Raw genomic sequence first — 22,210 nt, forward strand, 5'->3', positions numbered from 1 at the left:
GCGCACCAGGCGCCCGTTGCCAAACGCCACGGCCTCGGCGCGCCAGCTGCTATCGTTTCGGTTTCCCCGGCCCTGAGGCCCGCTCCGTCCCGCCACGCCCCCGATCGCCACGCCCATGCCCATCACCCCGCAAGAAGCCCTGCAACGCACCATCGAGCATCGTGAGATCTTCCACGACGAGATGGTCGAGCTGATGCGCATGATCATGCGCGGCGAAGTCTCGCCGGCGATGACGGCGGCGATCCTGACCGGGCTGCGGGTGAAGAAGGAAACCGTCGGCGAGATCGCCGGCGCGGCGACGGTGCTGCGCGAGTTCGCGCGGCCGGTGGACGTCGACGATCGCGAGAACCTCGTCGACATCGTCGGCACCGGCGGCGATGGCGCCAACACGTTCAACATCTCCACCGCGAGCATGTTCGTGGTCGCCGCCGCGGGCGCGAAGGTCGCCAAGCACGGCAACCGCAGCGTGTCGTCGAAGTCCGGCAGCGCCGATGCGCTCGAAGCGCTCGGCGCATCGATCGAACTGCAGCCCGAACAGGTCGCGCGCTGCATCGAACGCTGCGGCATCGGCTTCATGTTTGCGCCGATCCACCATCCGGCGATGAAGGTCGTCGCGCCTGTGCGCCGCGAAATGGGCGTGCGCACGATGTTCAACATCCTCGGCCCGCTGACCAATCCCGCCGGCGCGCCGAGCATCCTCATGGGCGTGTTCCATCCCGACCTCGTCGGCATCCAGGTGCGCGTGCTGCAGGAACTGGGCGCGAAGCGCGCGCTGGTGGTGTGGGGCCGCGACGGCATGGACGAGCTGTCGCTCGGTGCCGGCAGCCTCGTCGGCGAGCTGCGCGACGGCGCGGTGCGCGAATACGAAGTCCATCCGGAGGACTTCGGCATCGCGATGGCCGCCAGCCGCAACCTGCGCGTGAACGACGCGGCCGAATCGAAAATCCTGCTGATGCAGGCGCTGAACGATGAAGCCGGCCTGCCGCGCGAGATCGTCGCGCTCAACGCAGGTGCCGCGATCTACGCCGCTGGCGTCGCCGACAGCATCGCCGAGGGCATCGAGCGCGCCCGCGCGGCGCTGGCGTCCGGCGCGGCGAAGCACAAGCTGGAGGAGTTCGTCGCGACCACGCGCGAACTCGCCGGCGAACCGGTGGGTGCGTGATGGACGACGCGTTCGCCCGCCTGCCCGCGCCGCCGTATTACGCGGTGATCTTCTCCTCGCGCCGCAACGCACAGGACGACGCCGGCTACGGCGAAGCGGCGCAGCGCATGGTCGAACTGGCGTCGTCGCAGCCGGGATTTCTCGGCGTGGAATCGACGCGCGGCGCGGACGGATTCGGCATCACCGTCTCCTACTGGGACAGCGAAGCGTCCATCGCCGCGTGGCGGCAGCACGCCGAACACGCCGCCACGCGCGCGCACGGCCGCGTGCACTGGTACGAACACTACGAACTGCGCGTGGCCAAGGTCGAACGCGCTTACGGCAAGCCCGCAATGCACTCCAAGCCTTCCGAATGAGCGACATCCTCAACACGATCCTGGCCCGCAAGGTCGAGGAGATCCAGCAGCGCAGCCGCGTGCGGCCGCTCGAAGACATGCGCGCCCGTGCGCTGCAGCAGCCGCCCACGCGCGGTTTCGTCGACGCGATCCGCCGCAAGCACGCGGCAGGCGAGGCGGCGGTGATCGCCGAAGTGAAGAAGGCCAGCCCGTCGAAAGGGCTGATCCGCAAGGATTTCCATCCGGCGCAGATCGCGCGCAGCTACGAGGCCGGTGGCGCGGCGTGCCTGTCGGTGCTGACGGACGTCGACTTCTTCCAGGGCAGCAACCTGTACCTGGGCGAGGCGCGCGCCGCGTGCTCGCTGCCGGTGCTGCGCAAGGATTTCACCATCGATCCGTACCAGGTCTACGAAGCGCGCGTGATCGGCGCCGACGCGATCCTGCTGATTGTCGCCGCGCTGGAAGACGGCCAGATGGTCGAGATGGCGAACCTCGCCATGGAGCTCGGCATGGACGTACTGGTGGAAGTGCACGACATCGACGAACTCGAGCGCGCGCTGCAGACCGACTGCGAGCTCATCGGCGTGAACAACCGCAACCTGCGCACGTTCGAGGTGTCGCTCGACACCACGCTCGAACTGCAGAACGCCGTGCCGCGCGACCGCACGCTGGTGACCGAAAGCGGCATCGCCACGCAGGCCGACGTCGCGAAGATGCGCGCGGCCGGCGTGCAGACCTTCCTGGTCGGCGAATCCTTCATGCGCGAAGCCGAACCCGGCGCCGCGCTGCAGCGCCTGTTCGCCGCATGAGCACGACCGGACGGGTGCCCGAAGGCGTCGACCACCTGCCGGGTGCGGCCGCCGTCGCGACGACGGGCGAGTCCGCCACCGGCAAGCGCCCGTACGCGCCGCTGGTCGTGTTCGACTTCGACCACACGCTGTACGACGGCGACTCCGGCAGCCATCTCGTGCTTTGGCTGATCAGGCGCGACTGGGCGCGCGTCGTGGCCGCGATCGCGCTGTCGCCGCTGCTGCTGCCGCTGATCGCGTGGCTGCCGACGCGCCGCCATGCGATCTCCGTCTACCTGTGGATCGCGACCTTCGGCACCCACCGCCGCCACGACATGGACCGGTTGATCGATCTCTACGTGCGCAAGCACGCGAAGGAGATCCGCGGTCGCCTGCTGCCGATCGCGCTGAAGGTGCTGCAGAAGCATCGCGATGCGGGCGATCGCGTGATCATCGCCACCGGCGCCGCGCCGGAGCTGGCGCGCGCGATCCTCGACTTCGTGGCGCACGAGGACCTGCCGGTGATCGGCAGCATCGGCGGGCCGTTCCTCGGCGGCATGATCACCGTCGAGCACTGCCACCACGAGAACAAGATGCGGATGATCTGGGACGCCGGCTACGACCAGATCGCCGTCGCGTACTCGGACAGCAGCGCGGATCTGCCGCTGCTCAAGGCCGCGCGCAAGCCGGTGGTGGTCAATCCCAAGCGCCGTCGCGTGGCGATGTTCCGGCGCGTGTTGCCGCCCGGCACGCCGATCCTCAACTGGGGATGCAAGGAGCGCGGCGGCGACCCCGTGCAGGGCTGATCGCCGCGCGCTTCACACGCGTTCGGGCGCGTCCAGGTCCAGGAAGAAATCGCGCAGCGTGTGCTCGGCGTAGTCGCGGAACTCGCCGGCGTCGTAGAAGCGTCCGAAGCAGTTGCTGCAGCTTTCGAACCAGATGTGCGGCTGCTGCGCATCGACCATGCGCACCAGCTGGCGGTCGAAGCAGACCGGGCACTTGATGCGGTCGATGTGGTTGTAGTGCTCGCCGACCTGCACATCGCCGATGTCCACGCGTTCGGCTTCGGCCTTGAGCAGGCGGTTCTCGCCCATCGTCAGCCACAGGCCCTTGCACTGCGTGCAACGCTGCGACAGCGAAGAAAGGAGCTCGATGGGCTCCATCGGCGAATTGCACTTCGGGCACTGCATGTGGATCCCCCTGATGATCTGGTCGGTCGTCTGGTCAGTCGCCAAGCGACTTCACGAAACGCATCGACCCGTCCAGATAGCCGCATTGCCGGTAGAAGGCGTGCGCGTCGGTGCGGCTGGCATTGCTGGTGACTTCGATGCGCCGCACGCCGTAACGGCGGCAGATCGATTCGACTTCGCGCAACAGGCGCTTGCCGACGCCTTTCCCCTGTTCTTCCGGCAGCACGACCAGGCCGGTGATGCGCGCCAGCTCGTAGCCGTGGACGACCGAATAGAGCGTGTAGAGCGAGATCAGGCCGCTGGCGTCCCCGTCGATCTCGGCCAGCAGCAGGTGCTGGCGCGGGTCGTGCCGGACGACGGCGATGCGTTCGGCGGCTTCGTCCCGGGTGCAGGGATAGCCGAGTTCCCCCAGCAGGCGGGCGACGTCGCTCGCGTCGCCCAGTTCGGCTTGGCGCACCCGGGCCGTCACGGCTTCATCGGGTGCGTTGGCCCGACCCACGCGTCAGCGCGTTCCGTAGAGGACGACCGTCTTGCCGCGCGCGTGCAGCTTGCCGTCGGCCTGGAGCTTCTTGAGCACGCGGCCGGCCATTTCGCGCGAGCAGCCCACCAGGCGCGAGAGCTCCTGGCGCGAGACGCGGATCTGGGTGCCCTGCGGGTGGCTCATGGCCTCCGGCTCCTTGGCCAGATCATGCAGGGCGCGGACGATGCGGTCGGTCACGTCGAGGAACGCCAGGCGGCCGGCTTTCCTGCTGGTGTCCAGTAAACGACGGGAAATCTGCGCGCCGATGGCGTACAGCAGCTTCGGCGCATCCAGCGACAGGCGGGTGAGCAGCAGGTCATAGAGGCGCTCGTGGCCGATTTCGGCCAGCTCGCAGGTGCTGCGTGTGCGCAGGATCACCTCGCGCTGGTCGCTGGCGATGAACAGGCCCAGCTCGCCGACGAATTCGCCGGGGCCGAAGTAGCCCAGGACCAGCTCGCGGCCGTCTTCCTCTTCCGTGATGATGCTCACGGAACCGGACACGATGTAGTAAAGCGTGCTCGCCGGGTCCCCCGGGCGGAACACATCGGTCCGCGACGGGTAGCGGCGGCGATGGCAGTGGGCGAGGAAGCGTTCGATCGTTGCACCGTCCGGCAGCAGCGGGCTGTTGGTGCGACGCATGGCAGGTGTGTTTGCAGCCGGGTTTGCGGACATGGTCGTGAAGGTCTTGTGATCGGTCGAGCTTAGGGTGAAGTAACGCATTGGGCAAATATCCGCCCCAGTACGTCACTACCGTGGACTCTAACCTGTGACGGGAAGCAGATTCGGCCGCGTCTTCACGCCGGCCGCCTGAATCGGGGGCCCTGGAGGGCCTCCCGGGCCAACGCGTTCCCCCGTAACGGTTTGTGCCGCATAATCGCGACCCTCCGCCGCCCTCCCGGGATCTCACTGCCGTGGTCAAGCCGTTGCCTCGCCTGAGGTTGCAAGGTTTCAACAACCTCACCAAGGCCCTCTCGTTCAATATTTACGACGTCTGCTTCGCGGCGTCGGAGGACGAGCGTCGTCGTTACATCGAATACATCGACGAGGCGTACAACGCCGACCGTTTGACCCAGATACTGACGGATGTCGCCGAGATCATCGGTGCCAACATCCTCAACATCGCCCGCCAGGACTACGACCCGCAGGGCGCGTCGGTGACCATCCTCATTTCCGAGGAACCGGTGATCGACAAGAAGGACGCCGGCAAGGAGATCATCTCCGACGCGGTCGTGGCGCACATGGACAAGTCGCACATCACGGTGCACACGTATCCGGAAACGCATCCGGACAACGGCATCGCGACCTTCCGCGCCGACATCGACGTGGCGACCTGCGGCGTGATCTCGCCGCTGAAGGCGCTGAACTACCTGATCGAAAGTCTGGAATCCGACATCGTCATCATGGATTACCGGGTGCGCGGCTTCACCCGCGACATCAAGGGCAAGAAGCACTTCATCGACCACAAGATCAATTCGATCCAGGACTACCTGGCGAAGAACATCAAGTCGCGCTACGAGATGATCGACGTGAACGTCTACCAGGAAAACATCTTCCACACGAAGATGCACCTGAAGGAGTTCGACCTCGACACCTACCTGTTCGAGGAAAAGGCCAAGAACCTCTCGTTCAAGGAGCGCATGAAGATCGAGGCGCGCCTGAAGCGCGAGATCGAAGAGCTCTACCACGGGCGCAACCTGGCCGACTGAGGCCGTTTTTCGCCGTGATGCAAAAAGGCCCGCAGTGCGGGCCTTTTTCATTGCGACCGCGGGGGCGCGTCGGGCGTCAGATCCGGTACGCGACCGCCTTCATCACCTTCGATGCCGCGGCCATCAGCGTCGGCACCGGCTGCGGCAGCACGCGTGCCCCGGCGGCTTCGGCGTGGTCGGCGTGGCGGGCTTCGTCGGCCTTCATCACTTCCAGGATCGCGCGGCTGCGCGCGTCGGCTGGCGGCAGGGAATCCAGGTGCTCGTCGATGTGGGCTTCGACCTGGCGCTCGGTTTCCACGACGAAGCCGAGGTTCCATCCGTCGCCGCGCAGGCCGGCGAGCGCGCCGATCGCGAAGCTGCCCGCGTACCAGATGGGGTTGAGCAGGCTGGGGCGGCTGTCGAGTTCGCGCAGGCGGTCGGCGCACCACGCGAGGTGGTCGGTCTCTTCTTGCGCGGCAGCCAACAGGTGCGCGCGCGTGGCCTCGTCGCGCGCCACCGCCGCCTGCCCGCAATACAGCGCCTGCGCGCAGACTTCGCCGACGTGGTTGATGCGCATCAGGCCGCTCGCGTGGCGGCGTTCGGTGTCGTCCAGTTCGATCTGGGCGACGTCCCGGGATGGATTCGGTCGTTGCGCGCCGGGCGCACCGAAGACGGTGTCGAGCGCGCGCTGGGTGTCGTTGAGGAAACGGTCGAGGGGCGTGAGCTGGCGGGTCGTGTCCATGCCGGCAGTTTACGCGGAGGGGGAAATGGCCTGCGGTGAAGGCGCGGCCTCGACGCACTCGGCCAGGAATTCGAGCGGGTGTTGCACCGGCACCGACGTCCCGTTGGCCAGGTGCAGGCGGCAGCCGAGGTTCGCGCTCAGCAGCCGCGTCGCGCCGCTGTCCTGCAACTGGCGCAGCAGCGGTGCGCGGAACGTCGCGGCGCGGGCGGGATTCTCCAGCATCTGCGCGCCCGAGGCACCGCAGCAGCCGGAGGCGGTCAGTTCCACGATCTCGACGCCCGGCACCGACGCCAGCAGCGCACGCAGCGTGCCCGCCGAGCGCACGACGTTGCGTTGCGTGCAGGGCAGCTGCAGCGCGATGCGTTCCGGGCGGGCGCGCCATTGCCAGCGTTCGCCGTGCATCTGCAGCCTGCGCGCAAGGAATTCGATCGCATCGACCGTTCGCGTCGTGCCGCCGTCCAGCGCCTGCGCAACGGCTTCATGGCAGCCGCTCGCGAACGTGAGCACGGTGCGTGTCGACTCGAACGCGCCCCGGTTCCGCGCGGCCAGGCGCTGTGCGCCTTCGATGTCGCCGGCATGCGCGTGCACGCTGCCGCAGCAGGTCTGTCCGGACGGGGTTTCGACGCGAACACCCAGCATCGCAAGGCATCGCGCGACCGACTCGCGAAGACCGGCTTCGTAGGCGCTCGCGGCGCAGCCGACGAACATCGCGACGCTCTCCTCCGCTGGCGCAAATGCGGTCACGGCCGGCGGGGCGATGGCGGGCGGCGGCAGGAGGCGCCTTTGCGCAGGCAGCCATGCATGGACGCGCCCGTAGGCTCGCAGCAGGGCGCCGAGCAACGCTGGGCGGGCGACGAGGGCTTCGATCGATTTCTGGCGCCAGCCGGCAGACCGGCGCTCCCGCTGGCGCGACCTCGCCTGGACGAGCAGGGCGCCGTATTGCACCCCGGCGGGGCAGACGGCCTCGCAGCTGCGGCAGCCAAGGCACTGGTCCAGATGTGTCTCGCCCGCCGGGGTAGGCGGGATGGTCTCCAGTGCCCAGGCGCGGGCTAGGGCGATCCGGCCGCGGGGGGATTCGGCCTCGAGCCGGGATTCGGCGTAGGTCGGGCAGGCCGGCAGGCACAATCCGCACTGCACGCAGCGGTCGGCCAGCGCCACCAGAGGATCGTGCGTGTGGCGTGGCGAGGGGTCGGCGGGCGGCATGGCGCGATTCTAGACGGCCCGGAAGGGGCTGAACCCCGCGACTTGCAGCGTCCGGCACAGCCGGCTATCATTCCGCCTCTTCGTTTTACCCCCTCGACAACGCGTGGCGAAGTTCCGCCGGTCCGGCCCTGCCGGAAGCGAGTACGGAACCAGCCCGACCGGAACACCATCAAAGACCAGTCATGAAGACTTTTACCGCCAAGAACGAGACCGTCCAGCGTGACTGGTACGTCGTAGACGCCGAAGGCAAGACCCTCGGCCGCCTCGCTTCCGAGCTCGCCCGCCGTCTGCGCGGCAAGCACAAGCCGGTGTTCACCCCGCACGTGGATACGGGCGACTACCTCATCGTGATCAATGCCGAGAAGGTGGCCGTCACCGGCAAGAAGCTGCAGGACAAGCAGTACCACCGCTTCACCGGCTATATCGGCAACCTCAAGACCGAGACGCTCGCCCAGGCGCTGGAGCGCCATCCGGAGCGCGTCATCGAGATCGCCGTGAAGGGCATGCTGCCGAAGAATCCGCTTGGCCGCGCCATGTACCGCAAGCTCAAGGTCTACAAGGGCTCCGAGCACCCGCACGCCGCCCAGCAGCCGCAGCCGCTGGACTTCTGATCCGGACCCTTTTCTAGAGACATCCCATGGCACTCCAGCAGAATTACGGCACCGGCCGCCGCAAGTCCTCCACCGCCCGCGTTTTCCTGCGCAAGGGCGCTGGCAACATCACCGTCAACCAGCGTCCGCTGGATGAGTTCTTCGGTCGCGAAACCGCGCGCATGATCGTGCGCCAGCCGCTCGAACTCACCCAGTCGACCGACAAGTTCGACGTCGTCGTCACCGTCGCCGGCGGCGGCATCACCGGCCAGGCCGGTGCGATCCGCCTGGGCATCGCCCGCGCGCTGGTCGAGTACGACGAAACCCTGAAGACCGAGCTGCGCAAGGCCGGCTTCATGACCCGCGACGCGCGTGAAGTCGAGCGTAAGAAGGTCGGTCTGCACAAGGCCCGCCGCGCTACGCAGTTCTCGAAGCGCTAATCGTTTTTGGGTTACAATTTGTTTCATAGCCCCGTCGCCAAGCGGTAAGGCACCTGACTCTGACTCAGGCATTCGGTGGTTCGAATCCATCCGGGGCTGCCAGACAAAACAAGAAACCCGCCGAAAGGCGGGTTTTTTGTTGCCTGCAGTTTTTCCATGCCGTGGATCGGGTGCGCCATGCATCGATCGCCGCGGCAACAGGCGTGCTGTCAGAATCCGGCATCGATTTGCGTTCTGTTCGATGTCTCGCCACGCCGCGCGCAGTCGTTACAATTGAAACCATCGCGCGGCAGCGCTGGAAATCCGGGAGTTTCGATGAAGCTTGGTTCTCTGAAGGAAGGCGGTCGCGACGGCACGTTGATCGTGGTCTCGCGCGATCTCTCGCGCGGCGTACGTGCCAGCGGCATCGCCGACACGTTGCAGCGTGCGCTGGAAGACTGGTCGAACATCGCGCCGCGCCTCAACGCGCTGTACGACGCGCTCAATGAGGGCAACGCCGAGGGGGCATTCGATCTCGACATGGCGGCGCTCGCCGCACCGTTGCCGCGTGCGTACGAATTCGTCGACGGATCCGCGTATCTCCCGCATGTCGAACGCGTGCGTCGCGCGCGCGGCGCCGAAGTGCCGGAAAGCTTCTACACCGATCCGCTGATGTACCAGGCGGTGAGCGCGGGCTTCTACGGCCCGCGCGATCCGGTGCGCGTGCCGAGCGAGGACTACGGCATCGACCTGGAAGCCGAAGTCGTCGTCGTCACCGACGACGTGCCGATGGCCGCGACGTCCGAACAGGCCGCCTCGCACATCCAACTCGTCGGCCTGGTGAACGATGTCTCGCTGCGCAACCTCATTCCGAACGAACTCGCCAAGGGCTTCGGCTTCCTGCAGTCCAAGCCGCGCTCGGCGCTGAGCCCGGTGTTCGTCACGCCGGACGAACTCGGTGACGCATGGCAGGGTAGCAAGGTGCATCTGCCGCTGACCACGCATATCAACGGCGAATGGTTCGGCGCGCCGGAAGCGGGCGTCGACATGCAGTTCGACTTCGCGCAGCTCGTCGCGCATGCAGCGAAGACGCGCCCGCTGTCGGCCGGCACCATCGTGGGCTCGGGCACGGTCGCCAACGAGGACACGTCGCTGGGTGCGTCGTGCTTTGCCGAGAAGCGCACCGTCGAGACGCTGGAGACCGGCAAGCCGATCACGCCGTTCATGAGTTTCGGCGATACGGTCCGCATCGAAATGCTGTCGCGTGACGGCGAGAGCGTCTTCGGCGCGATCGAGCAGCGCATCGAGAAGGGCGGCAACGCCTGACGCACCACCCGTGCACGGCCGCCCGCCGTGCACGGAATCCACCACGTGTTCGCGGGGAACGGCATGGCGGCTGAGCATCTGCGGTTGTACTCGTACTGGCGTTCGAGCGCGGCGTATCGCGTGCGCATCGGGCTCAACCTGAAGTCGCTGCCCTACGAAACGGTGCCGGTGCACCTGATCCGCGACGGCGGCGAGCAGCATTCGGCCGCGTTCAAGCAGGTCAATCCGCAAGAACTCGTGCCCGTGCTGCAGCACGGCGACCGCGTGATGCGGCAGTCGGTCGCCATCCTCGAATACCTCGACGAAACCTGGCCGGAGCCGCCGCTGCTTCCGGCCGCCGCGCGCGATCGTCAGCGCGTCCGCGCGCTGGCGCAGACCATCGCCTGCGACATCCATCCGCTCAACAACCTGCGGGTGCTGCAGCATTTCGACCGCAACTGGCACGTGCCGCAGCCCGAACGCGACGCGTGGGTGCAGCACTGGGTGCAGGAAGGCTTCACCGCGCTGGAAGCGATGCTCGCCGACCATCCGTCGACCGGCACCTTCTGCGAAGGCAATTCGCCGACGCTCGCAGACTGCTGCCTGGTGCCGCAGGTCTACAACGCGCGACGCTTCGCAGTGGATCTGTCGAAGTACCCGACGATCACGCGCATCGAGAAGGCGTGCCTGGCGCTGCCGGCCTTCGACGCGGCGCGACCGGAGAAACAGCCGGATGCGCCGGTGGCGTAATTAGGACTGAGCCAGCTCCGTTCGACGGGGCTGCCGGACAGGCTACGCCATCATTCCAGCGATGCTGGAATCCATGTGCTTTCAGGCTTTGAAGAAGGCACCGGCAGATCGCCGGTCCTGCGCAACCCCTCTCCAGATGAGAGGGGTCGGGACATCGGCGCGTTACTGCGTCGCCGTGTCGTAGATTTCCGCGTACGGATCGTGTTCGCCGCTCGAGCCTTCCGAGAGGCGGAACTTGAGCGAGAGGCCTTCGCGGGAGTCGGCGGCCTTGAGCGCCTCTTCCATGTCGATGCGGCCTTCCTTGTAGAGGCGGAACAGGCACTGGTCGAAGGACTCCATGCCTTCCTCCAGCGACTCCTCCATCGCTTGCTTGATCTCATGCACCTGGCCGCGGCGCATGAGGTCGCGGATGTGCGGCGTGTTGATCAGCACTTCCGCCGCCGGCACGCGGCGGCCATCGGTGCCGACGACCAGGCGCTGGCTGACCACCGCGCGCAGGTTGAGCGCGAGGTTCATCAGCACGTTCTTGTGCGCGGCTTCCGGGAAGAAGTTGAGGATGCGTTCCAGCGTCTGGTCGGCGTTGTTGGAGTGCAGCGTCGCCAGGCACAGGTGGCCGGTTTCGGCGAACGCGATCGCCGCTTCCATCGTCGTGGCATCGAGGATTTCGCCGATGAGGATGACGTCCGGCGCCTCGCGCATCGCGTTCTTCAGCGCGTTGTGGAAGGCGTGCGTGTCCAGGCCGACCTCGCGCTGGTTCACGATCGACTTCTTGTGCTTGTGCAGGTACTCGATCGGATCCTCGATGGTGAGGATGTGGCCCGAGATGTTGCTGTTGCGGTAGTCGATCATCGACGCGAGCGTGGTCGACTTGCCCGAACCGGTGGAGCCGACGATCAGCACCAGGCCGCGCGGGGCCATGATGATGTCCTTCAGCACCTGCGGCAGCTGCAGTTCCTCGATCGACGGGATCACGCTGCGGATGGCGCGGATCACCATGCCGACTTCGCCGCGCTGCTTGAAGACGTTGATGCGGAAGCGGCCGGCTTCGGGCAGGGCGAGCGCCATGTTCAGCTCGAGGTCACGCTCGAAAAGCGGAACCTGGCCCTCGTCCATCAACGAATAGGCGATCTTCTTGACCATGCCGGGGGGCAGGCCGGTATTGCCGAGGGGGTAGAGCTTGCCTTCGACCTTGATATAAACCGGTGCGCCGGTCGTCAGGAACATGTCCGACGCATTCTTTTCCGTCATCAGCTTCAGGAAATAGCCGATGTCCATGCAAGCAACCCCTATTCTTGCGCCCTCACGCCCGGAACCCATCCCGTTGCAAGCGCGGCGGCGGCTTTACGACAATGGCCGGGCACCAATCACAGGCACGGCCTCCCCAATGCGTCCAAGCTTCGCACAAATCCGATTTCCGCTGCTGGCTGCAGTTCTCGCTTCCGCACTCTGCTCGTGCGCGTCGCTGCCCCCGCCGACCGGTGAGCTGGCTTCGGCCCGGCAGGCCGTGACCCGCGCCGAGGACGCCGACGCCGACCAGTACGCGCCGCAGGAGCTGGGCACCGCCCGCACCGAGCTGTCGCAGGCCCAGGCCGCGATGAGCGGTGGCGACCAGGACGAGGCGCGTCGCCTCTCGCTGTCCGCGGCCGCCGATGCCGACCTTGCCTACGCCAGGAGCCGCGAGGCGCTGGCGACGGCCGAACTCAACCAGCGTCGCGCGGAAGTCGAAGAGCTGCGCCGCCGTCTCCAGGAGGCCCAGCCGTGAACCTTCGTCCGATGATCCTCACGGCCGCGCTGGCCGCGTGCTTTGCCGCCGCGCCCGCCGTTGCCGCCGAGAACCCCGACGCCGCCCGGCTGTCGCAGCGCCTGACCGCACTCGACGCCGATTCCACGCTCAACACCTTCGCTGCCTACGAGCGACTCCAGGCCCGTCAGGCCGTGAGCACGCTCGATCAGGCCGCCAAGCGCGACCGCCCCGGCGCGCTGTACGTGGCCGAGCGCCGCGTCGCCATCGCCGAATCGGCTGCGCGCACGCAGGCGATGCAGCGCCAGGTCGACCAGCTCGATCGCGAGCGGGCCGAGCTGCTGGTCGAAGCGAGCCAGCGCGACGCCGCCCGCGCCCGTGCCGAGAACGAACGCCTGCGCCTGCAGGCCCAGATGCAGGCCGAGGAAGCCGAGCGCCTGCGCCAGCAGAGCGAGGCCGACGCGGTGGCGATGCAGGACGTCGAAAGCGCGCTGAAGGGCGTTGCCGGTGCCCAGACGGCGCGCCTCAACGCGGCGCGCGATCGTCAGGCCAAGCTGGCCCGCGAGGAGGCCGAACTGGTGACCGGCGGCAAGCTGCCGACCGCCAAACGCGACGGCCGCGGCGAGGTCTTCGCCCTCGACAAGGGCAGCTTCGGCTCCGGCAAGGCGACCCTCGGCAGCGGTGCGCAGACCACCGTCAAGACGGTCGCCGCCTATGCGCAGGCTTCGTCCTCGCCCGGCGTGCGGGTCGATGTCACCGCGGCGGATGCCAAGCTTGCGCAGCGTCGGGCCGAGGCCGTCCGCGACGCACTCGTCGCCGGTGGCTGGCCTCAGGGCCAGGTGCAGGTGAACGGCAAGGCTGGCAAGGCCGACCGCACCGAGCTGGTCGTTCAGTCCAAGTAAATCAATTTGAATCAACGACTTGCATGAAACCGCGGAAGCGCGGCCCCGGCCGCCTTCCGCTCGTCGCGACCTTCACGACGCAGCTCACATCCCGTCCCCGGCGCCCTTGCCGACCCCGGTTCGGAAGAGTAGGGTCGGTACTCCAAGCGGCCTGTTTTCCGCTTGGCGATGAGCCTGGTCGATGACGTCAACGCCCCTTTCGAAGGACCCCGCAGCCCCACGTCAGTACGGGGCCGGTCCTTGTGAGGCCGCCGACCCCGACCTGCTCTTCCATGACCCCGCACGACGCCCTGGTCCTTCGAGGACCGGGGCGTTTTCGTCTGCGGGGCCTTCCGCACGGGCCTCGGCCATGGGCCGGGGCTTCCTTACCCGCTGAAGGAGGCTCTACATGTTCGAAGAACGACCGCAGCCGGAGATCGAGGCGCTGATGAAGGCCAACCCGGAATTCAAGCAGCTCTATCAACGCCACAAGGATCTCGACAAGAGAGTGATGGATGCCGAACTGGGCGTGCTACCGATCGACGACATCACCCTGGCGCAGATGAAGCGCGAAAAACTGGCTGCGAAGGACCGCCTGGTCCGCATGTACGACCTGCAACGCCACTGACGACGACCTCTTTCCTCGCCGCGGGCGGCGACTTCCTCGTCGGTCTCTCCGCCCGCGTCTCCTGAGAACCGGGGCGGCTGCGCCCAGCAGCCGCCCCGGTGCGAAGGATCCCTCCCTCCCCGAAGGCGCCCGCATGGCCGGGCGCCCCTTCGTGCGCGCCGATCGCGTCGCCTGCGGCCCGTGGCGGCGCGCCGCACTTTCCGCGCTTCACGCCGGGCTCTTACACTGCCCGCATGAGCATCCATAAATCCGTACTCGAACTGATCGGCGACACGCCGATCATCAAGGCGCAGCGCCTGGACACCGGCGTCTGCGAGCTCTACCTCAAGCTCGAATCGCAGAACCCGGGCGGCTCCATCAAGGACCGCATCGGCCTGTCGATGATCGAAGCGGCCGAGAAGGCCGGGAAGATCCGCCCCGGCGACACGCTCGTCGAAGGCACCGCCGGCAACACTGGCATCGGCCTGGCGCTGGTCGCGCAGCAGAAGGGCTACAAGCTCATCCTCGTCGTGCCCGACAAGATGAGCCGCGAGAAGATCTTCAACCTCAAGGCGATGGGCGCGCAGGTCGTGCTCACGCGTTCGGATGTCGCCAAGGGCCATCCCGACTACTACCAGGACCTCGCCGAGCGCCTCGCGCGCGAAACGCCGGGCGCCTACTTCATCAACCAGTTCGGCAACCCCGACAACCCGGCCGCGCACGAGTTCGGCACGGGCCCGGAAATCCTGCGCCAGATGGCCGACGTCGGCGGGCTCGACGCGATCGTCTTCGGCTGCGGCAGCTCGGGCACGATGACCGGCCTGTCGCGCTGCTTCGCGAAGGAGTCGCCCGGGACCGAACTGATCCTCGCCGATCCGGTCGGCTCGATCCTCGAGGAATACATCAACCGCGGCACGCTGTCGGACAAGTCGGCCAGCTGGATGGTCGAAGGCATCGGCGAGGATTTCCTGCCGCCGATTTCCGACTTCACCCGGGTGAAGAAGGCCTACGCGATCAGCGACAAGGAAAGCTTCCTCACCGCGCGCGAACTGCTGGAAAAAGAGGGCATCCTCGGCGGTTCGTCGACCGGCACGCTGCTCGCCGCGGCGCTGAAGTACTGCCGCGAGCAGACGACGCCGAAGAAGGTGCTGGTCTTCGTCTGCGACACGGGCAACAAGTACCTGTCGAAGATGTACAACGACTACTGGATGCTGGACAACGGCTTCCTCGCGCGCCAGTCGTCGGGCGACCTGCGCGACCTGATCCTGCGTCCGTTCTCGCAGCGCGACACGGTCGTCGTCGGTCCGAACGATCTGCTGGTCACCGCCTATCAGCGCATGAAGCTGTACGACGTCTCGCAGCTGCCGGTGATGGACGGCGACAACATCGTCGGCATCGTCGACGAAAGCGACGTGCTGCTGCACGTGTACGGCGACGAGTCGCGCTTCCGCGATCCGGTGTCGACCGCGATGGTGAGCAAGCTCGACAAGATCGACGTGCGTTCGCCGATCGAATCGCTGCTGCCGGTGTTCGATCGCGGCCATGTCGCGATCGTGGTCGATGGCGAGAAGTTCATCGGCCTGATCACGCGCATCGACCTGCTCAACTACCTGCGCAGGCGCGTGCAGTGATGAACGCCGCGGCGTCCGCGCACTGGTTGCCGGGCGACCGCCTGCCGGACGTCCGCCTGCGCGCGGACGACGGCACCAGCCGCACGCTGCATGCCGAATTCGCCGGCCGGCCGTTATGGATCGCGACGCCTGTCGACGCGGCGTCGGCGGCGCGACTTCCGCGTCCGCTCGACGGCGTGATCGCGCTCTGCGTCGGTCCCGCCGTGCCGGAAGGCGCCGCACCCGGGTGGCTGGCGTTCGCCGCGGATCCGCGCTGGTGCGCAGGCCTGGGCATCGGCCTGTTCTGGCAGGCCGACGCGAACCTGCGTTTGCAGGCATCGCAAACGCTGCCGATCGAGGCAGTGCCAAAGGTGGCCGCGGACGTGGAAGCGCTGCGCGGCGAACAGACGATCGCGATCGCGCCAGTGCTGCAGATTCCAGGCGTATTCGAGCCCGAACTGTGCGCGGCGTTGATCCGCCATCTCGAAGTCGACTGCGCCGGGGGCGACGTGTCCGCGGTGCTGGTCATGCAGGACGGCGAACAGCGGCTGCAGGTCGATCCCGACATCAAGCAGCGCCGCGAGGTCATCCCGCGCGACGCGCAACTCGAAGCGCGCATGCACGAACGGCTGATGCGGCGCGCGCTCCCTGAGATCGCGCGCGTGTTCAATTTCGAGGTGCGCCGACGCGATCCGTTCAAACTGCTCGCGTATCCGGAAAACGCGGGCTACTTCCGCGCACATCGCGACAACGAGACGCCCGATGTCGCGCATCGACGCTTTGCCTTGTCGGTGAACCTCAACCAGGGCGATTACACCGGCGGGGAGTTCCGTTACCCCGAATTCGGTCCGCATCTGTTTTCACCGCCGACGGGCGCCGCGCTGGTGTTCTCGTGTTCGATGCTGCACGAGGTGCGGCCGGTGGAACGTGGCACGCGTTACGCGATGACCACGTTCCTGGCCTGATCAGCCGCGCGGCTGCAGGCGAGGGGCGAAGTACGCCCCATCGCCGATGCCTTCCAACGCCACCTCCGCCCACCGCATTCCTTCGGCGATGTCGTCGGCGTGCTTTTCCGCGGCAGCGCTGAGTTCGCGCCTGCGCGCGTTCGAATCGAAATGCGCGTCCCCGTCCTTGGCGTAGCGGCTGAGCAGTTGCGATGCCTTGATGCGCTGCGCCCAGCCCTCAGGCACGTCTAGGTCGTAATGCACGGCCAGGCGCGCGACGACCGGGGCCGGGTCGCGTAGCACGTCCGCGAAGTCCAGGTCGATGAGCCGCCCGGTCAGTGCCGGATCAGCCGCCAGCGTGCGCCAGCGCAGTTGTTCGACCAGCCAGGCGCGGGCAAGCCGGGCGCCGTCGGTGTCGGCCGACGGAAGATCGGGCTGGCGCGCCAGCCGCAATGGTTCGGTGGAAAGCGGGCCCTCGATGAGGCGTGCGTCGCGAAGCATCGTCGCCAGCCACGTGTGCAGGTCCACCCACAGCAGGCAGGCGCGGCCCGTAGCGGGCAGTAGGCGGTCGGCGATCGTCGTGACCACGCTGGTCGGCTTGACGATCACCGCCTGGCTGTCGGCAAAGCCTCGGGCGAGCGATGCCAGGACTAGCGCTTCCCACGCCGCGGCCACCGGGTTGTCGCGCTCGTGGGCAAGGGTGAGCAGAGGCAGGGGCTCGCGCAGCCCGAGCACGCCCGGGACGAGGTCCAGCAGACGGCTCACCAGCGATGAACCGCAGTGGCCGATGTGGAAGAGCCAGTGCACGTCGCGCAGCGGAGGGCTCGGGTCGAGCGCGGCGGCGAGTTCCGCCTGGTCGACGACCCAGCCGGAGACGTCGGGGCGGTTCAGCGCGCGCTGGTCGAGGAAGCTGGCGCGCCGGTAGTCCCCGGCGTCGAAATGCAGCACCCAGGCACGGTCCTGTGCCGTGTCGAACGCGAACAGCGGATAGGCGGCACTGCGACTGAAATCCGGCGGCAAACGCCTGGGACGGTTCATGGGCGGTGCTAGAATCGGCGACCGCCCATGCTAGCGGGAATGCCGGGAAGAACGGAACCGCGCGATGGCGGAGTACTCGCCGATGCGCCCGCCACTGTGCCGGCTTGCACCTCCACTTCCGGACATGCACGTCATGAGTGATCGGGTTCTCGTCGCCGGCGGCGCCGGTTTCATCGGCTCGCACACCTGCGTGGCATTGGCCGAGGCCGGCATCCCGTTCGCGATCCTGGACAACTTCAGCAACGCCCATCGCGGGGTGATCGACCGGCTGGAGCGGATCATCGGTTTTCGCCCGTCCGTCTTCGACGGCGACATTCGGGACAGGGCGCTGCTCGACCGGGTGTTCGCAAACGGCGCCTTCGGTTCGGTCATCCACTTCGCCGGGCTCAAGGCCGTGGGCGAATCGGTCGAGAAGCCGGTCGAGTACTACGACACCAATTTCGTCGGGACGCTGAGGCTGGTCGAAGCGATGCGCGCATCGTCCTGCCGCACGCTGGTGTTCTCCTCCTCGGCCACCGTCTACCGTGCGAGCACGATCATGCCGCTGCAGGAGGACAGCGCGCTTGCCGCGACCAGTCCGTATGGCCGGTCAAAGCTGATGGTCGAAGAATTCCTGCGCGACGTGGGCGTGGCCGATCCGCAGTGGCGCATCGCGCTGCTGCGCTACTTCAATCCGGTCGGCGCCCATTCGAGCGGGCTCATTGGCGAGGATCCTCGCGGAATCCCGAACAACCTGATGCCCTACATCGGGCAGGTCGCGACCGGGCGCCTGCCGCGGCTGAAGGTATTCGGCGGCGATTACCCCACCATCGACGGCACCGGCGTTCGGGACTACATCCATGTGCTCGACCTCGCGGAGGGGCATCTGGCGGCAATGGCACGCCTGAAAGGGCGGCCGGGCTGCCTCACGCTCAACCTCGGGACCGGGAGGGGAACCTCCGTCCTGCAGATGATCCACGCGTTCGAAGCAGCCAGCGGGCGCGCCATTCCCTACGAGATAGTCGATCGCCGGCCAGGCGATCTGGCGGAATACTGGGCCGACCCATCCCTGGCGTTCGAGGAGCTCGGGTGGCGGGCGCGGCGCTCCCTCCACGACATGTGTGCCGACGCGTGGCGTTGGCAGGTGGAGCAGGGCGGCGGCTAGGCGGTCGCCCGCCCCTGCTGGTGGCCGGGACGCTGCGTGGGAGCCTCCGCGCGACCGCTCCGGCACGGCTCTGAAGCTTCGCGGAACGAGCCGCTGGCGCGGGTCGTCGGCGCCTGCGGACAGGGCGGTCCTGAGGGTCGCCGATGCTAGAATCGGCGGCCGCCCATGTAGCGGAACTGGAAGGACGTAATGACTGAACGACATGCCGACGGCGGGGCCGGGAAGCCCGGTCTTGGTACCCTCGCGATCCACGCGGGGCAGGCGCCGGACCCGAGCACCGGCGCGGTGATGACGCCGATCTACGCGACTTCGACCTACGCCCAGAGCAGCCCGGGTGTGCACCAGGGTTTCGAATATTCGCGCAGCCACAATCCGACCCGCTTCGCGTACGAGCGCTGCGTCGCCGCGCTGGAAGCCGGGACGCGCGGTTTTGCGTTCGCGTCGGGCCTGGCCGCGACGTCGACGATCCTCGAACTGCTCGACTCGGGCAGCCACGTCATCGCGATGGACGACGTCTACGGTGGCACCTTCCGGCTGTTCGAGCGCGTGCGTCGGCGCTCCGCCGGTCTGGATTTCAGCTGGGTCGACCTGAGCGACGTGTCGGCGTTCGAGGCCGCGATACGGCCCGAGACGAAGATGGTCTGGATCGAAACTCCGACCAACCCGCTGCTGAAGCTGGTGGACATCGCGCAGATCGCCACGATCGCCCGCAAGCGCGGTCTGATCGTGGTGGTCGACAACACCTTCTGCTCGCCGATCCTGCAGCGCCCGCTCGAACTGGGCGCGCACATCGTCATGCATTCGGCGACGAAGTACCTCAACGGCCACTCCGACATCGTCGGCGGCATGGCGGTCGTCGGCGACGATGCCGAGATCGCCGACCGCATGGCGTTCCTGCAGAACGCCATCGGCGGCGTGCAGGGCCCGTTCGACAGCTTCCTCGCGTTGCGCGGCCTGAAGACCCTGCACCTGCGCATGAAGGCGCATTGCGAGAACGCACAGGCGCTGGCCGAATGGCTGGAGCATCATCCGCAGGTCGACAAGGTCATCTATCCCGGCCTGAAGTCGCATCCGCAGCACGAACTGGCCAAGCGCCAGATGCACGGTTTCGGCGGCATGGTCAGCATCTACGTCAAGGGCGGCGAAGCCGCGGCGCGCCGCATGATGGAGCGCTGCGAGTACTTCACCGTCGCCGAATCGCTCGGCGGCGTGGAGAGCCTGATCAACCACCCGGCGATCATGACGCATGCGTCGGTTCCGGCGGATCGTCGTGCGGCGCTGGGAATCGCGGACAACCTCGTACGGTTGAGCGTAGGCGTGGAGGATGTGGCGGATCTGCGCGACGAGCTTGAAGGTGCGCTCACCTGATGAGTAGTCATTCCGCCCGGGCCCAGCCCGAACTGCACGATCCGCACAAGGCGCTGCCTGCATCTCCGCTAGAGATGTGTCTTAGCCCATGGCGCCACCGTGGATTGGTGTCGCAGATGGTGCGCCGCGAAGTAGTGGGCCGTTACAAGGGCTCGATGATCGGCCTGGCGTGGTCGTTCCTCAATCCTCTGCTGATGCTCGCGATCTACACGTTCGTCTTCAGCGTGGTCTTCAAGGCCCGCTGGGGCGTCAACGCGAACGAAGGCCGCGTCGACTTCGCCGTGGTTTTGTTCGTAGGCCTGATCGTGCATGGGCTCTTCGCCGAGTGCGTCAATCGCGCTCCGACGCTCATTGTGCAAAACACCAATTACGTGAAGAAGGTGGTGTTCCCGCTCGACATCTTGCCGGTAGTGGCGATGGGGTCCGCGCTGTTCCACGCGATCATCAGTACGCTGGTACTGCTGGTGGCGATCATCGCAACGGGGAACCAGCTGCACTGGGAGTTTCTGCTGTGGCCGGTACTGATGCTGCCGACAGCACTTCTGGCGCTGGGTTTCAGCTGGTTCCTCTCGTCACTTGGGGTGTTCATCCGGGACGTTGGACAGATCACGCTGATTTTTACTACCGCGCTTCTGTTCCTGTCGCCGGTGTTCTTCCCTGTATCGTCGATGCCCGAGAAATACCAGGCGCTGATGAACATCAACCCGCTCACCCAAGCGATCGAGCAGATGCGTGGCGCGATCATCTTCGGGCGCCAGCCGCAGTGGTCTGGATACCTGGTCAGCCTAGGTGGCGCCGCGCTCGCCGCGTGGGCCGGCTTCTGGTGGTTCCAGCGCACGCGCAAGGGGTTCGCCGATGTCCTCTGAATTTGCGATTCGTGCGGCCGATTTGTCCAAGTGTTACCAGATGTACGAGAAGCCGGGTCACCGGCTCAAGCAGTTCTTCGCGCCTCGCGTCGACAAGGCGCTGGGACGCAATGCTCGGACCTTCTACAAGGAATTCTGGGCCTTGCGTGGCGCTTCGTTCGAGATCGCACGTGGCGAGACCGTCGGCATAGTTGGGCGCAACGGATCAGGCAAGTCCACGCTGCTGCAGATGCTGTGCGGTACGTTGTCGCCGACCGGCGGAAGTGTCGAGATCAACGGCCGGATCGCGGCGTTGCTGGAGCTGGGCGCAGGCTTCAACCCCGAATTCACCGGGCGCGAAAACGTGTTCCTCAACGGCGCAGTGCTCGGCATGACGCAGGAGCAGATCACGGCTCGCTTCTCGGACATCGAAGCATTCGCCGATATAGGCGCTTTCATCGACCAGCCGCTGAAGACCTACTCCAGCGGCATGGCCGTGAGACTCGCGTTCTCGGTGGCCACCTATGCCGACGCCGACATCCTGGTGATCGACGAAGCGCTGAGCGTGGGCGATTTCGCGTTTCAGGCCAAGTGCATGCGCCGGCTGCAGGAGTTCATCGAAGGCGGCGGAACGTTGTTGTTCGTCTCGCACGATATCGTTTCGGTCAAGAAGCTCTGTAGCCGCTGCATCTACCTGAAGCATGGCGAGATGCGCGCGATCGGTCCGAGCGAGGACGTCTGCGAGCTGTACCTGGCCGAGACGAATCGGGACGAAGGGCTCGCATTGGGCGGCGATTCCGTCAGGCCCGTTTCCATGGTTGCCGCAGGCGATGCAGGTGGTCCCGACGCGGACGAGGTCGAGATCTTCCGCCGACGCGTCGCGCCTTTCCGGAGGCATGCGTCGCCGAAGTGCGAGTTCGTCGGCGTTGACTTGCTCGACGAGCGGGGGGGGCGCCTGCATTTCGCCGAGTGGGGGCAGCGCGTGACGGTGAAGGCGTGGCTGGACGTTGCCGAGTCGATCGACCAGCTGGTCGTTGCGTTCTACATGCGCGACAGGATGCAGGTCGACCTGATGGGGACCAACACCGAATACGAAGGCATCACGATGGAAGGCCTCGTGCCGGGGGAACGGGTCGCACTTACGTTTTCGTTCGACAACTACCTCAAGGCGGGTGATTACGGGCTGTGCCTGATCGCTGCCGACAAGTCGATCGTGACGAGCCAGTATTTCGACTGGATCGACGTCGCCGAAACCCTCAAGTCCGTCGACCGCCGCGGCCAGACGACGTGGGCGCTGTTCAACCCCGGCATCGCCGCCACGTTCACGCGCTCTGGAGTCTGAA

25 protein-coding genes and 1 tRNA gene are annotated in these 22,210 nt (G+C 66.8%); 19 read left to right on the forward strand and 7 right to left on the reverse strand.

Annotated features, from left to right (window positions below):
- The first annotated feature begins 115 nt into the window (after positions 1-115).
- From trpD to GOY17_RS03325, 4 genes are read left to right on the forward strand one after another with little or no spacing between them, the layout of a single operon-like run.
- Complete coding sequence (gene trpD / locus GOY17_RS03310; protein ID WP_157029324.1) at positions 116-1,162, forward strand: anthranilate phosphoribosyltransferase; 1,047 nt, start codon at positions 116-118, stop codon at positions 1,160-1,162.
- Complete coding sequence (locus GOY17_RS03315; RefSeq protein ID WP_157029325.1) at positions 1,162-1,518, forward strand: antibiotic biosynthesis monooxygenase family protein; 357 nt, start codon at positions 1,162-1,164, stop codon at positions 1,516-1,518. Before trpD ends, GOY17_RS03315 begins: the two co-directional genes overlap by 1 nt.
- On the forward strand, positions 1,515-2,306 hold the full coding sequence (gene trpC / locus GOY17_RS03320) for an indole-3-glycerol phosphate synthase TrpC (protein WP_115841316.1): 792 nt from the start codon (positions 1,515-1,517) through the stop codon (positions 2,304-2,306). Before GOY17_RS03315 ends, trpC begins: the two co-directional genes overlap by 4 nt.
- The gene (locus GOY17_RS03325; RefSeq protein ID WP_157029326.1) at positions 2,303-3,091 is read left to right on the forward strand and encodes a haloacid dehalogenase-like hydrolase; all 789 of its coding nucleotides are present in this window, start codon (positions 2,303-2,305) and stop codon (positions 3,089-3,091) included. Before trpC ends, GOY17_RS03325 begins: the two co-directional genes overlap by 4 nt.
- Positions 3,092-3,103: 12 nt before the next feature.
- Here GOY17_RS03325 and GOY17_RS03330 read toward each other — a convergent pair whose 3' ends face one another.
- Genes GOY17_RS03330 through crp form a run of 3 tightly spaced genes read right to left on the reverse strand, consistent with a single transcriptional unit; the run spans position 3,104 to position 4,634 of the window.
- Positions 3,104-3,475 carry a TFIIB-type zinc ribbon-containing protein gene (locus GOY17_RS03330; RefSeq protein ID WP_157029327.1) on the reverse strand — a complete coding sequence of 124 codons (372 nt, stop codon included), beginning with the start codon at positions 3,473-3,475 and terminating at the stop codon, positions 3,104-3,106.
- A 34-nt stretch (positions 3,476-3,509) separates the two neighbouring features.
- Positions 3,510-3,944 (reverse strand): GNAT family N-acetyltransferase, encoded by a 435-nt coding sequence (locus tag GOY17_RS03335; RefSeq protein WP_269750039.1) that lies wholly within the window; start codon positions 3,942-3,944, stop codon positions 3,510-3,512.
- 33 nt (positions 3,945-3,977) lie between these two features.
- Entirely contained in the window at positions 3,978-4,634 is a 657-nt protein-coding gene (gene crp, locus GOY17_RS03340; protein ID WP_232338648.1) for a cAMP-activated global transcriptional regulator CRP, read from the reverse strand.
- Between the two features lie 272 nt (positions 4,635-4,906).
- Here crp and speD point away from each other — a divergent pair, with 272 nt between their 5' ends.
- Positions 4,907-5,701, forward strand: a complete 795-nt coding sequence (gene speD / locus GOY17_RS03345; protein WP_115841320.1) for an adenosylmethionine decarboxylase — start codon at positions 4,907-4,909, stop codon at positions 5,699-5,701.
- A 76-nt stretch (positions 5,702-5,777) separates the two neighbouring features.
- Here speD and coq7 read toward each other — a convergent pair whose 3' ends face one another.
- The gene (gene coq7, locus GOY17_RS03350) at positions 5,778-6,422 is read right to left on the reverse strand and encodes a 2-polyprenyl-3-methyl-6-methoxy-1,4-benzoquinone monooxygenase (protein ID WP_157029329.1); all 645 of its coding nucleotides are present in this window, start codon (positions 6,420-6,422) and stop codon (positions 5,778-5,780) included.
- A gap of 9 nt (positions 6,423-6,431) precedes the next feature.
- On the reverse strand, positions 6,432-7,625 hold the full coding sequence (locus tag GOY17_RS03355) for a (Fe-S)-binding protein (RefSeq protein ID WP_157029330.1): 1,194 nt from the start codon (positions 7,623-7,625) through the stop codon (positions 6,432-6,434).
- A gap of 182 nt (positions 7,626-7,807) precedes the next feature.
- Here GOY17_RS03355 and rplM point away from each other — a divergent pair, with 182 nt between their 5' ends.
- The 5 genes from rplM (at position 7,808) to maiA (ending at position 10,689) form a co-directional block, all read left to right on the forward strand.
- A complete protein-coding gene (rplM, locus tag GOY17_RS03360) occupies positions 7,808-8,236 on the forward strand; it encodes a 50S ribosomal protein L13 (RefSeq protein WP_115841323.1) in 429 nt (142 codons plus the stop codon).
- Between the two features lie 26 nt (positions 8,237-8,262).
- Positions 8,263-8,655 (forward strand): 30S ribosomal protein S9, encoded by a 393-nt coding sequence (gene rpsI, locus GOY17_RS03365; RefSeq protein WP_115841324.1) that lies wholly within the window; start codon positions 8,263-8,265, stop codon positions 8,653-8,655.
- Positions 8,656-8,682: 27 nt separating this feature from the next.
- Positions 8,683-8,757, forward strand: a tRNA-Gln gene (locus GOY17_RS03370).
- 213 nt (positions 8,758-8,970) lie between these two features.
- Entirely contained in the window at positions 8,971-9,960 is a 990-nt protein-coding gene (locus tag GOY17_RS03375; RefSeq protein ID WP_157029331.1) for a fumarylacetoacetate hydrolase family protein, read from the forward strand.
- A 63-nt stretch (positions 9,961-10,023) separates the two neighbouring features.
- Positions 10,024-10,689, forward strand: a complete 666-nt coding sequence (maiA, locus tag GOY17_RS03380) for a maleylacetoacetate isomerase (protein ID WP_115841326.1) — start codon at positions 10,024-10,026, stop codon at positions 10,687-10,689.
- A 162-nt stretch (positions 10,690-10,851) separates the two neighbouring features.
- On the opposite strand, the gene GOY17_RS03385 is transcribed toward maiA, so the two are convergent.
- Positions 10,852-11,964 (reverse strand): PilT/PilU family type 4a pilus ATPase, encoded by a 1,113-nt coding sequence (locus GOY17_RS03385; protein ID WP_115841327.1) that lies wholly within the window; start codon positions 11,962-11,964, stop codon positions 10,852-10,854.
- A gap of 229 nt (positions 11,965-12,193) precedes the next feature.
- Between GOY17_RS03385 and GOY17_RS03390 the strand changes: the two genes are divergently transcribed.
- The 5 genes from GOY17_RS03390 to GOY17_RS03410 all read left to right on the forward strand — a co-directional run bounded on the left by GOY17_RS03390 (position 12,194) and on the right by GOY17_RS03410 (position 16,493).
- Positions 12,194-12,451, forward strand: a complete 258-nt coding sequence (locus GOY17_RS03390; protein WP_232338514.1) for a DUF4398 domain-containing protein — start codon at positions 12,194-12,196, stop codon at positions 12,449-12,451.
- A gap of 11 nt (positions 12,452-12,462) precedes the next feature.
- A complete protein-coding gene (locus GOY17_RS03395) occupies positions 12,463-13,332 on the forward strand; it encodes an OmpA family protein (RefSeq protein WP_157031583.1) in 870 nt (289 codons plus the stop codon).
- 388 nt (positions 13,333-13,720) lie between these two features.
- A complete protein-coding gene (locus GOY17_RS03400) occupies positions 13,721-13,939 on the forward strand; it encodes an HP1242/YdcH family protein (protein ID WP_115841330.1) in 219 nt (72 codons plus the stop codon).
- A gap of 233 nt (positions 13,940-14,172) precedes the next feature.
- On the forward strand, positions 14,173-15,549 hold the full coding sequence (locus GOY17_RS03405; protein ID WP_157029332.1) for a pyridoxal-phosphate dependent enzyme: 1,377 nt from the start codon (positions 14,173-14,175) through the stop codon (positions 15,547-15,549).
- Positions 15,549-16,493: a 2OG-Fe(II) oxygenase family protein gene (locus GOY17_RS03410; RefSeq protein WP_157029333.1), complete on the forward strand. Its 945-nt coding sequence runs from the start codon at positions 15,549-15,551 to the stop codon at positions 16,491-16,493. Before GOY17_RS03405 ends, GOY17_RS03410 begins: the two co-directional genes overlap by 1 nt.
- Here GOY17_RS03410 and GOY17_RS03415 read toward each other — a convergent pair whose 3' ends face one another.
- A complete protein-coding gene (locus GOY17_RS03415) occupies positions 16,494-17,510 on the reverse strand; it encodes a hypothetical protein (protein ID WP_157029334.1) in 1,017 nt (338 codons plus the stop codon).
- Between the two features lie 133 nt (positions 17,511-17,643).
- Here GOY17_RS03415 and galE point away from each other — a divergent pair, with 133 nt between their 5' ends.
- From galE to GOY17_RS03435, 4 genes are all read left to right on the forward strand, one after another.
- Positions 17,644-18,654, forward strand: coding sequence for a UDP-glucose 4-epimerase GalE (galE, locus tag GOY17_RS03420; protein ID WP_157029335.1), 1,011 nt, complete (start codon positions 17,644-17,646; stop codon positions 18,652-18,654).
- 189 nt (positions 18,655-18,843) lie between these two features.
- Complete coding sequence (locus tag GOY17_RS03425) at positions 18,844-20,022, forward strand: cystathionine gamma-synthase (RefSeq protein WP_157029336.1); 1,179 nt, start codon at positions 18,844-18,846, stop codon at positions 20,020-20,022.
- On the forward strand, positions 20,022-20,888 hold the full coding sequence (locus GOY17_RS03430; protein ID WP_157029337.1) for an ABC transporter permease: 867 nt from the start codon (positions 20,022-20,024) through the stop codon (positions 20,886-20,888). The genes GOY17_RS03425 and GOY17_RS03430 overlap by 1 nt, the downstream gene beginning before the upstream one ends.
- Positions 20,812-22,209: an ABC transporter ATP-binding protein gene (locus GOY17_RS03435; RefSeq protein ID WP_157029338.1), complete on the forward strand. Its 1,398-nt coding sequence runs from the start codon at positions 20,812-20,814 to the stop codon at positions 22,207-22,209. The genes GOY17_RS03430 and GOY17_RS03435 overlap by 77 nt, the downstream gene beginning before the upstream one ends.
- The last annotated feature ends 1 nt before the right edge of the window (position 22,210 follow it).

Source organism: Lysobacter soli (assembly GCF_009755585.1).
GTDB classification, from domain to species: Bacteria; Pseudomonadota; Gammaproteobacteria; order Xanthomonadales; family Xanthomonadaceae; genus Lysobacter_J; species Lysobacter_J soli.

Bases quoted from the DNA above. Each gene is read 5' to 3' on its own strand.
- GOY17_RS03330 (WP_157029327.1), bottom strand. From the start codon at position 3,475: ATGCAGTGCCCGAAGTGCAATTCGCCGATGGAGCCCATCGAGCTCCTT.
- GOY17_RS03425 (WP_157029336.1), top strand. From the start codon at position 18,844: ATGACTGAACGACATGCCGACGGCGGGGCCGGGAAGCCCGGTCTTGGT.
- GOY17_RS03385 (WP_115841327.1), bottom strand. From the start codon at position 11,964: ATGGACATCGGCTATTTCCTGAAGCTGATGACGGAAAAGAATGCGTCG.
- trpC (WP_115841316.1), top strand. From the start codon at position 1,515: ATGAGCGACATCCTCAACACGATCCTGGCCCGCAAGGTCGAGGAGATC.
- maiA (WP_115841326.1), top strand. From the start codon at position 10,024: ATGGCGGCTGAGCATCTGCGGTTGTACTCGTACTGGCGTTCGAGCGCG.
- GOY17_RS03355 (WP_157029330.1), bottom strand. From the start codon at position 7,625: ATGCCGCCCGCCGACCCCTCGCCACGCCACACGCACGATCCTCTGGTG.
- coq7 (WP_157029329.1), bottom strand. From the start codon at position 6,422: ATGGACACGACCCGCCAGCTCACGCCCCTCGACCGTTTCCTCAACGAC.
- GOY17_RS03315 (WP_157029325.1), top strand. From the start codon at position 1,162: ATGGACGACGCGTTCGCCCGCCTGCCCGCGCCGCCGTATTACGCGGTG.
- galE (WP_157029335.1), top strand. From the start codon at position 17,644: ATGAGTGATCGGGTTCTCGTCGCCGGCGGCGCCGGTTTCATCGGCTCG.
- GOY17_RS03415 (WP_157029334.1), bottom strand. From the start codon at position 17,510: ATGAACCGTCCCAGGCGTTTGCCGCCGGATTTCAGTCGCAGTGCCGCC.
- GOY17_RS03395 (WP_157031583.1), top strand. From the start codon at position 12,463: ATGATCCTCACGGCCGCGCTGGCCGCGTGCTTTGCCGCCGCGCCCGCC.
- trpD (WP_157029324.1), top strand. From the start codon at position 116: ATGCCCATCACCCCGCAAGAAGCCCTGCAACGCACCATCGAGCATCGT.
- GOY17_RS03410 (WP_157029333.1), top strand. From the start codon at position 15,549: ATGAACGCCGCGGCGTCCGCGCACTGGTTGCCGGGCGACCGCCTGCCG.
- GOY17_RS03375 (WP_157029331.1), top strand. From the start codon at position 8,971: ATGAAGCTTGGTTCTCTGAAGGAAGGCGGTCGCGACGGCACGTTGATC.
- rpsI (WP_115841324.1), top strand. From the start codon at position 8,263: ATGGCACTCCAGCAGAATTACGGCACCGGCCGCCGCAAGTCCTCCACC.
- GOY17_RS03405 (WP_157029332.1), top strand. From the start codon at position 14,173: ATGAGCATCCATAAATCCGTACTCGAACTGATCGGCGACACGCCGATC.
- GOY17_RS03400 (WP_115841330.1), top strand. From the start codon at position 13,721: ATGTTCGAAGAACGACCGCAGCCGGAGATCGAGGCGCTGATGAAGGCC.
- GOY17_RS03430 (WP_157029337.1), top strand. From the start codon at position 20,022: ATGAGTAGTCATTCCGCCCGGGCCCAGCCCGAACTGCACGATCCGCAC.
- crp (WP_232338648.1), bottom strand. From the start codon at position 4,634: ATGCGTCGCACCAACAGCCCGCTGCTGCCGGACGGTGCAACGATCGAA.
- rplM (WP_115841323.1), top strand. From the start codon at position 7,808: ATGAAGACTTTTACCGCCAAGAACGAGACCGTCCAGCGTGACTGGTAC.
- GOY17_RS03325 (WP_157029326.1), top strand. From the start codon at position 2,303: ATGAGCACGACCGGACGGGTGCCCGAAGGCGTCGACCACCTGCCGGGT.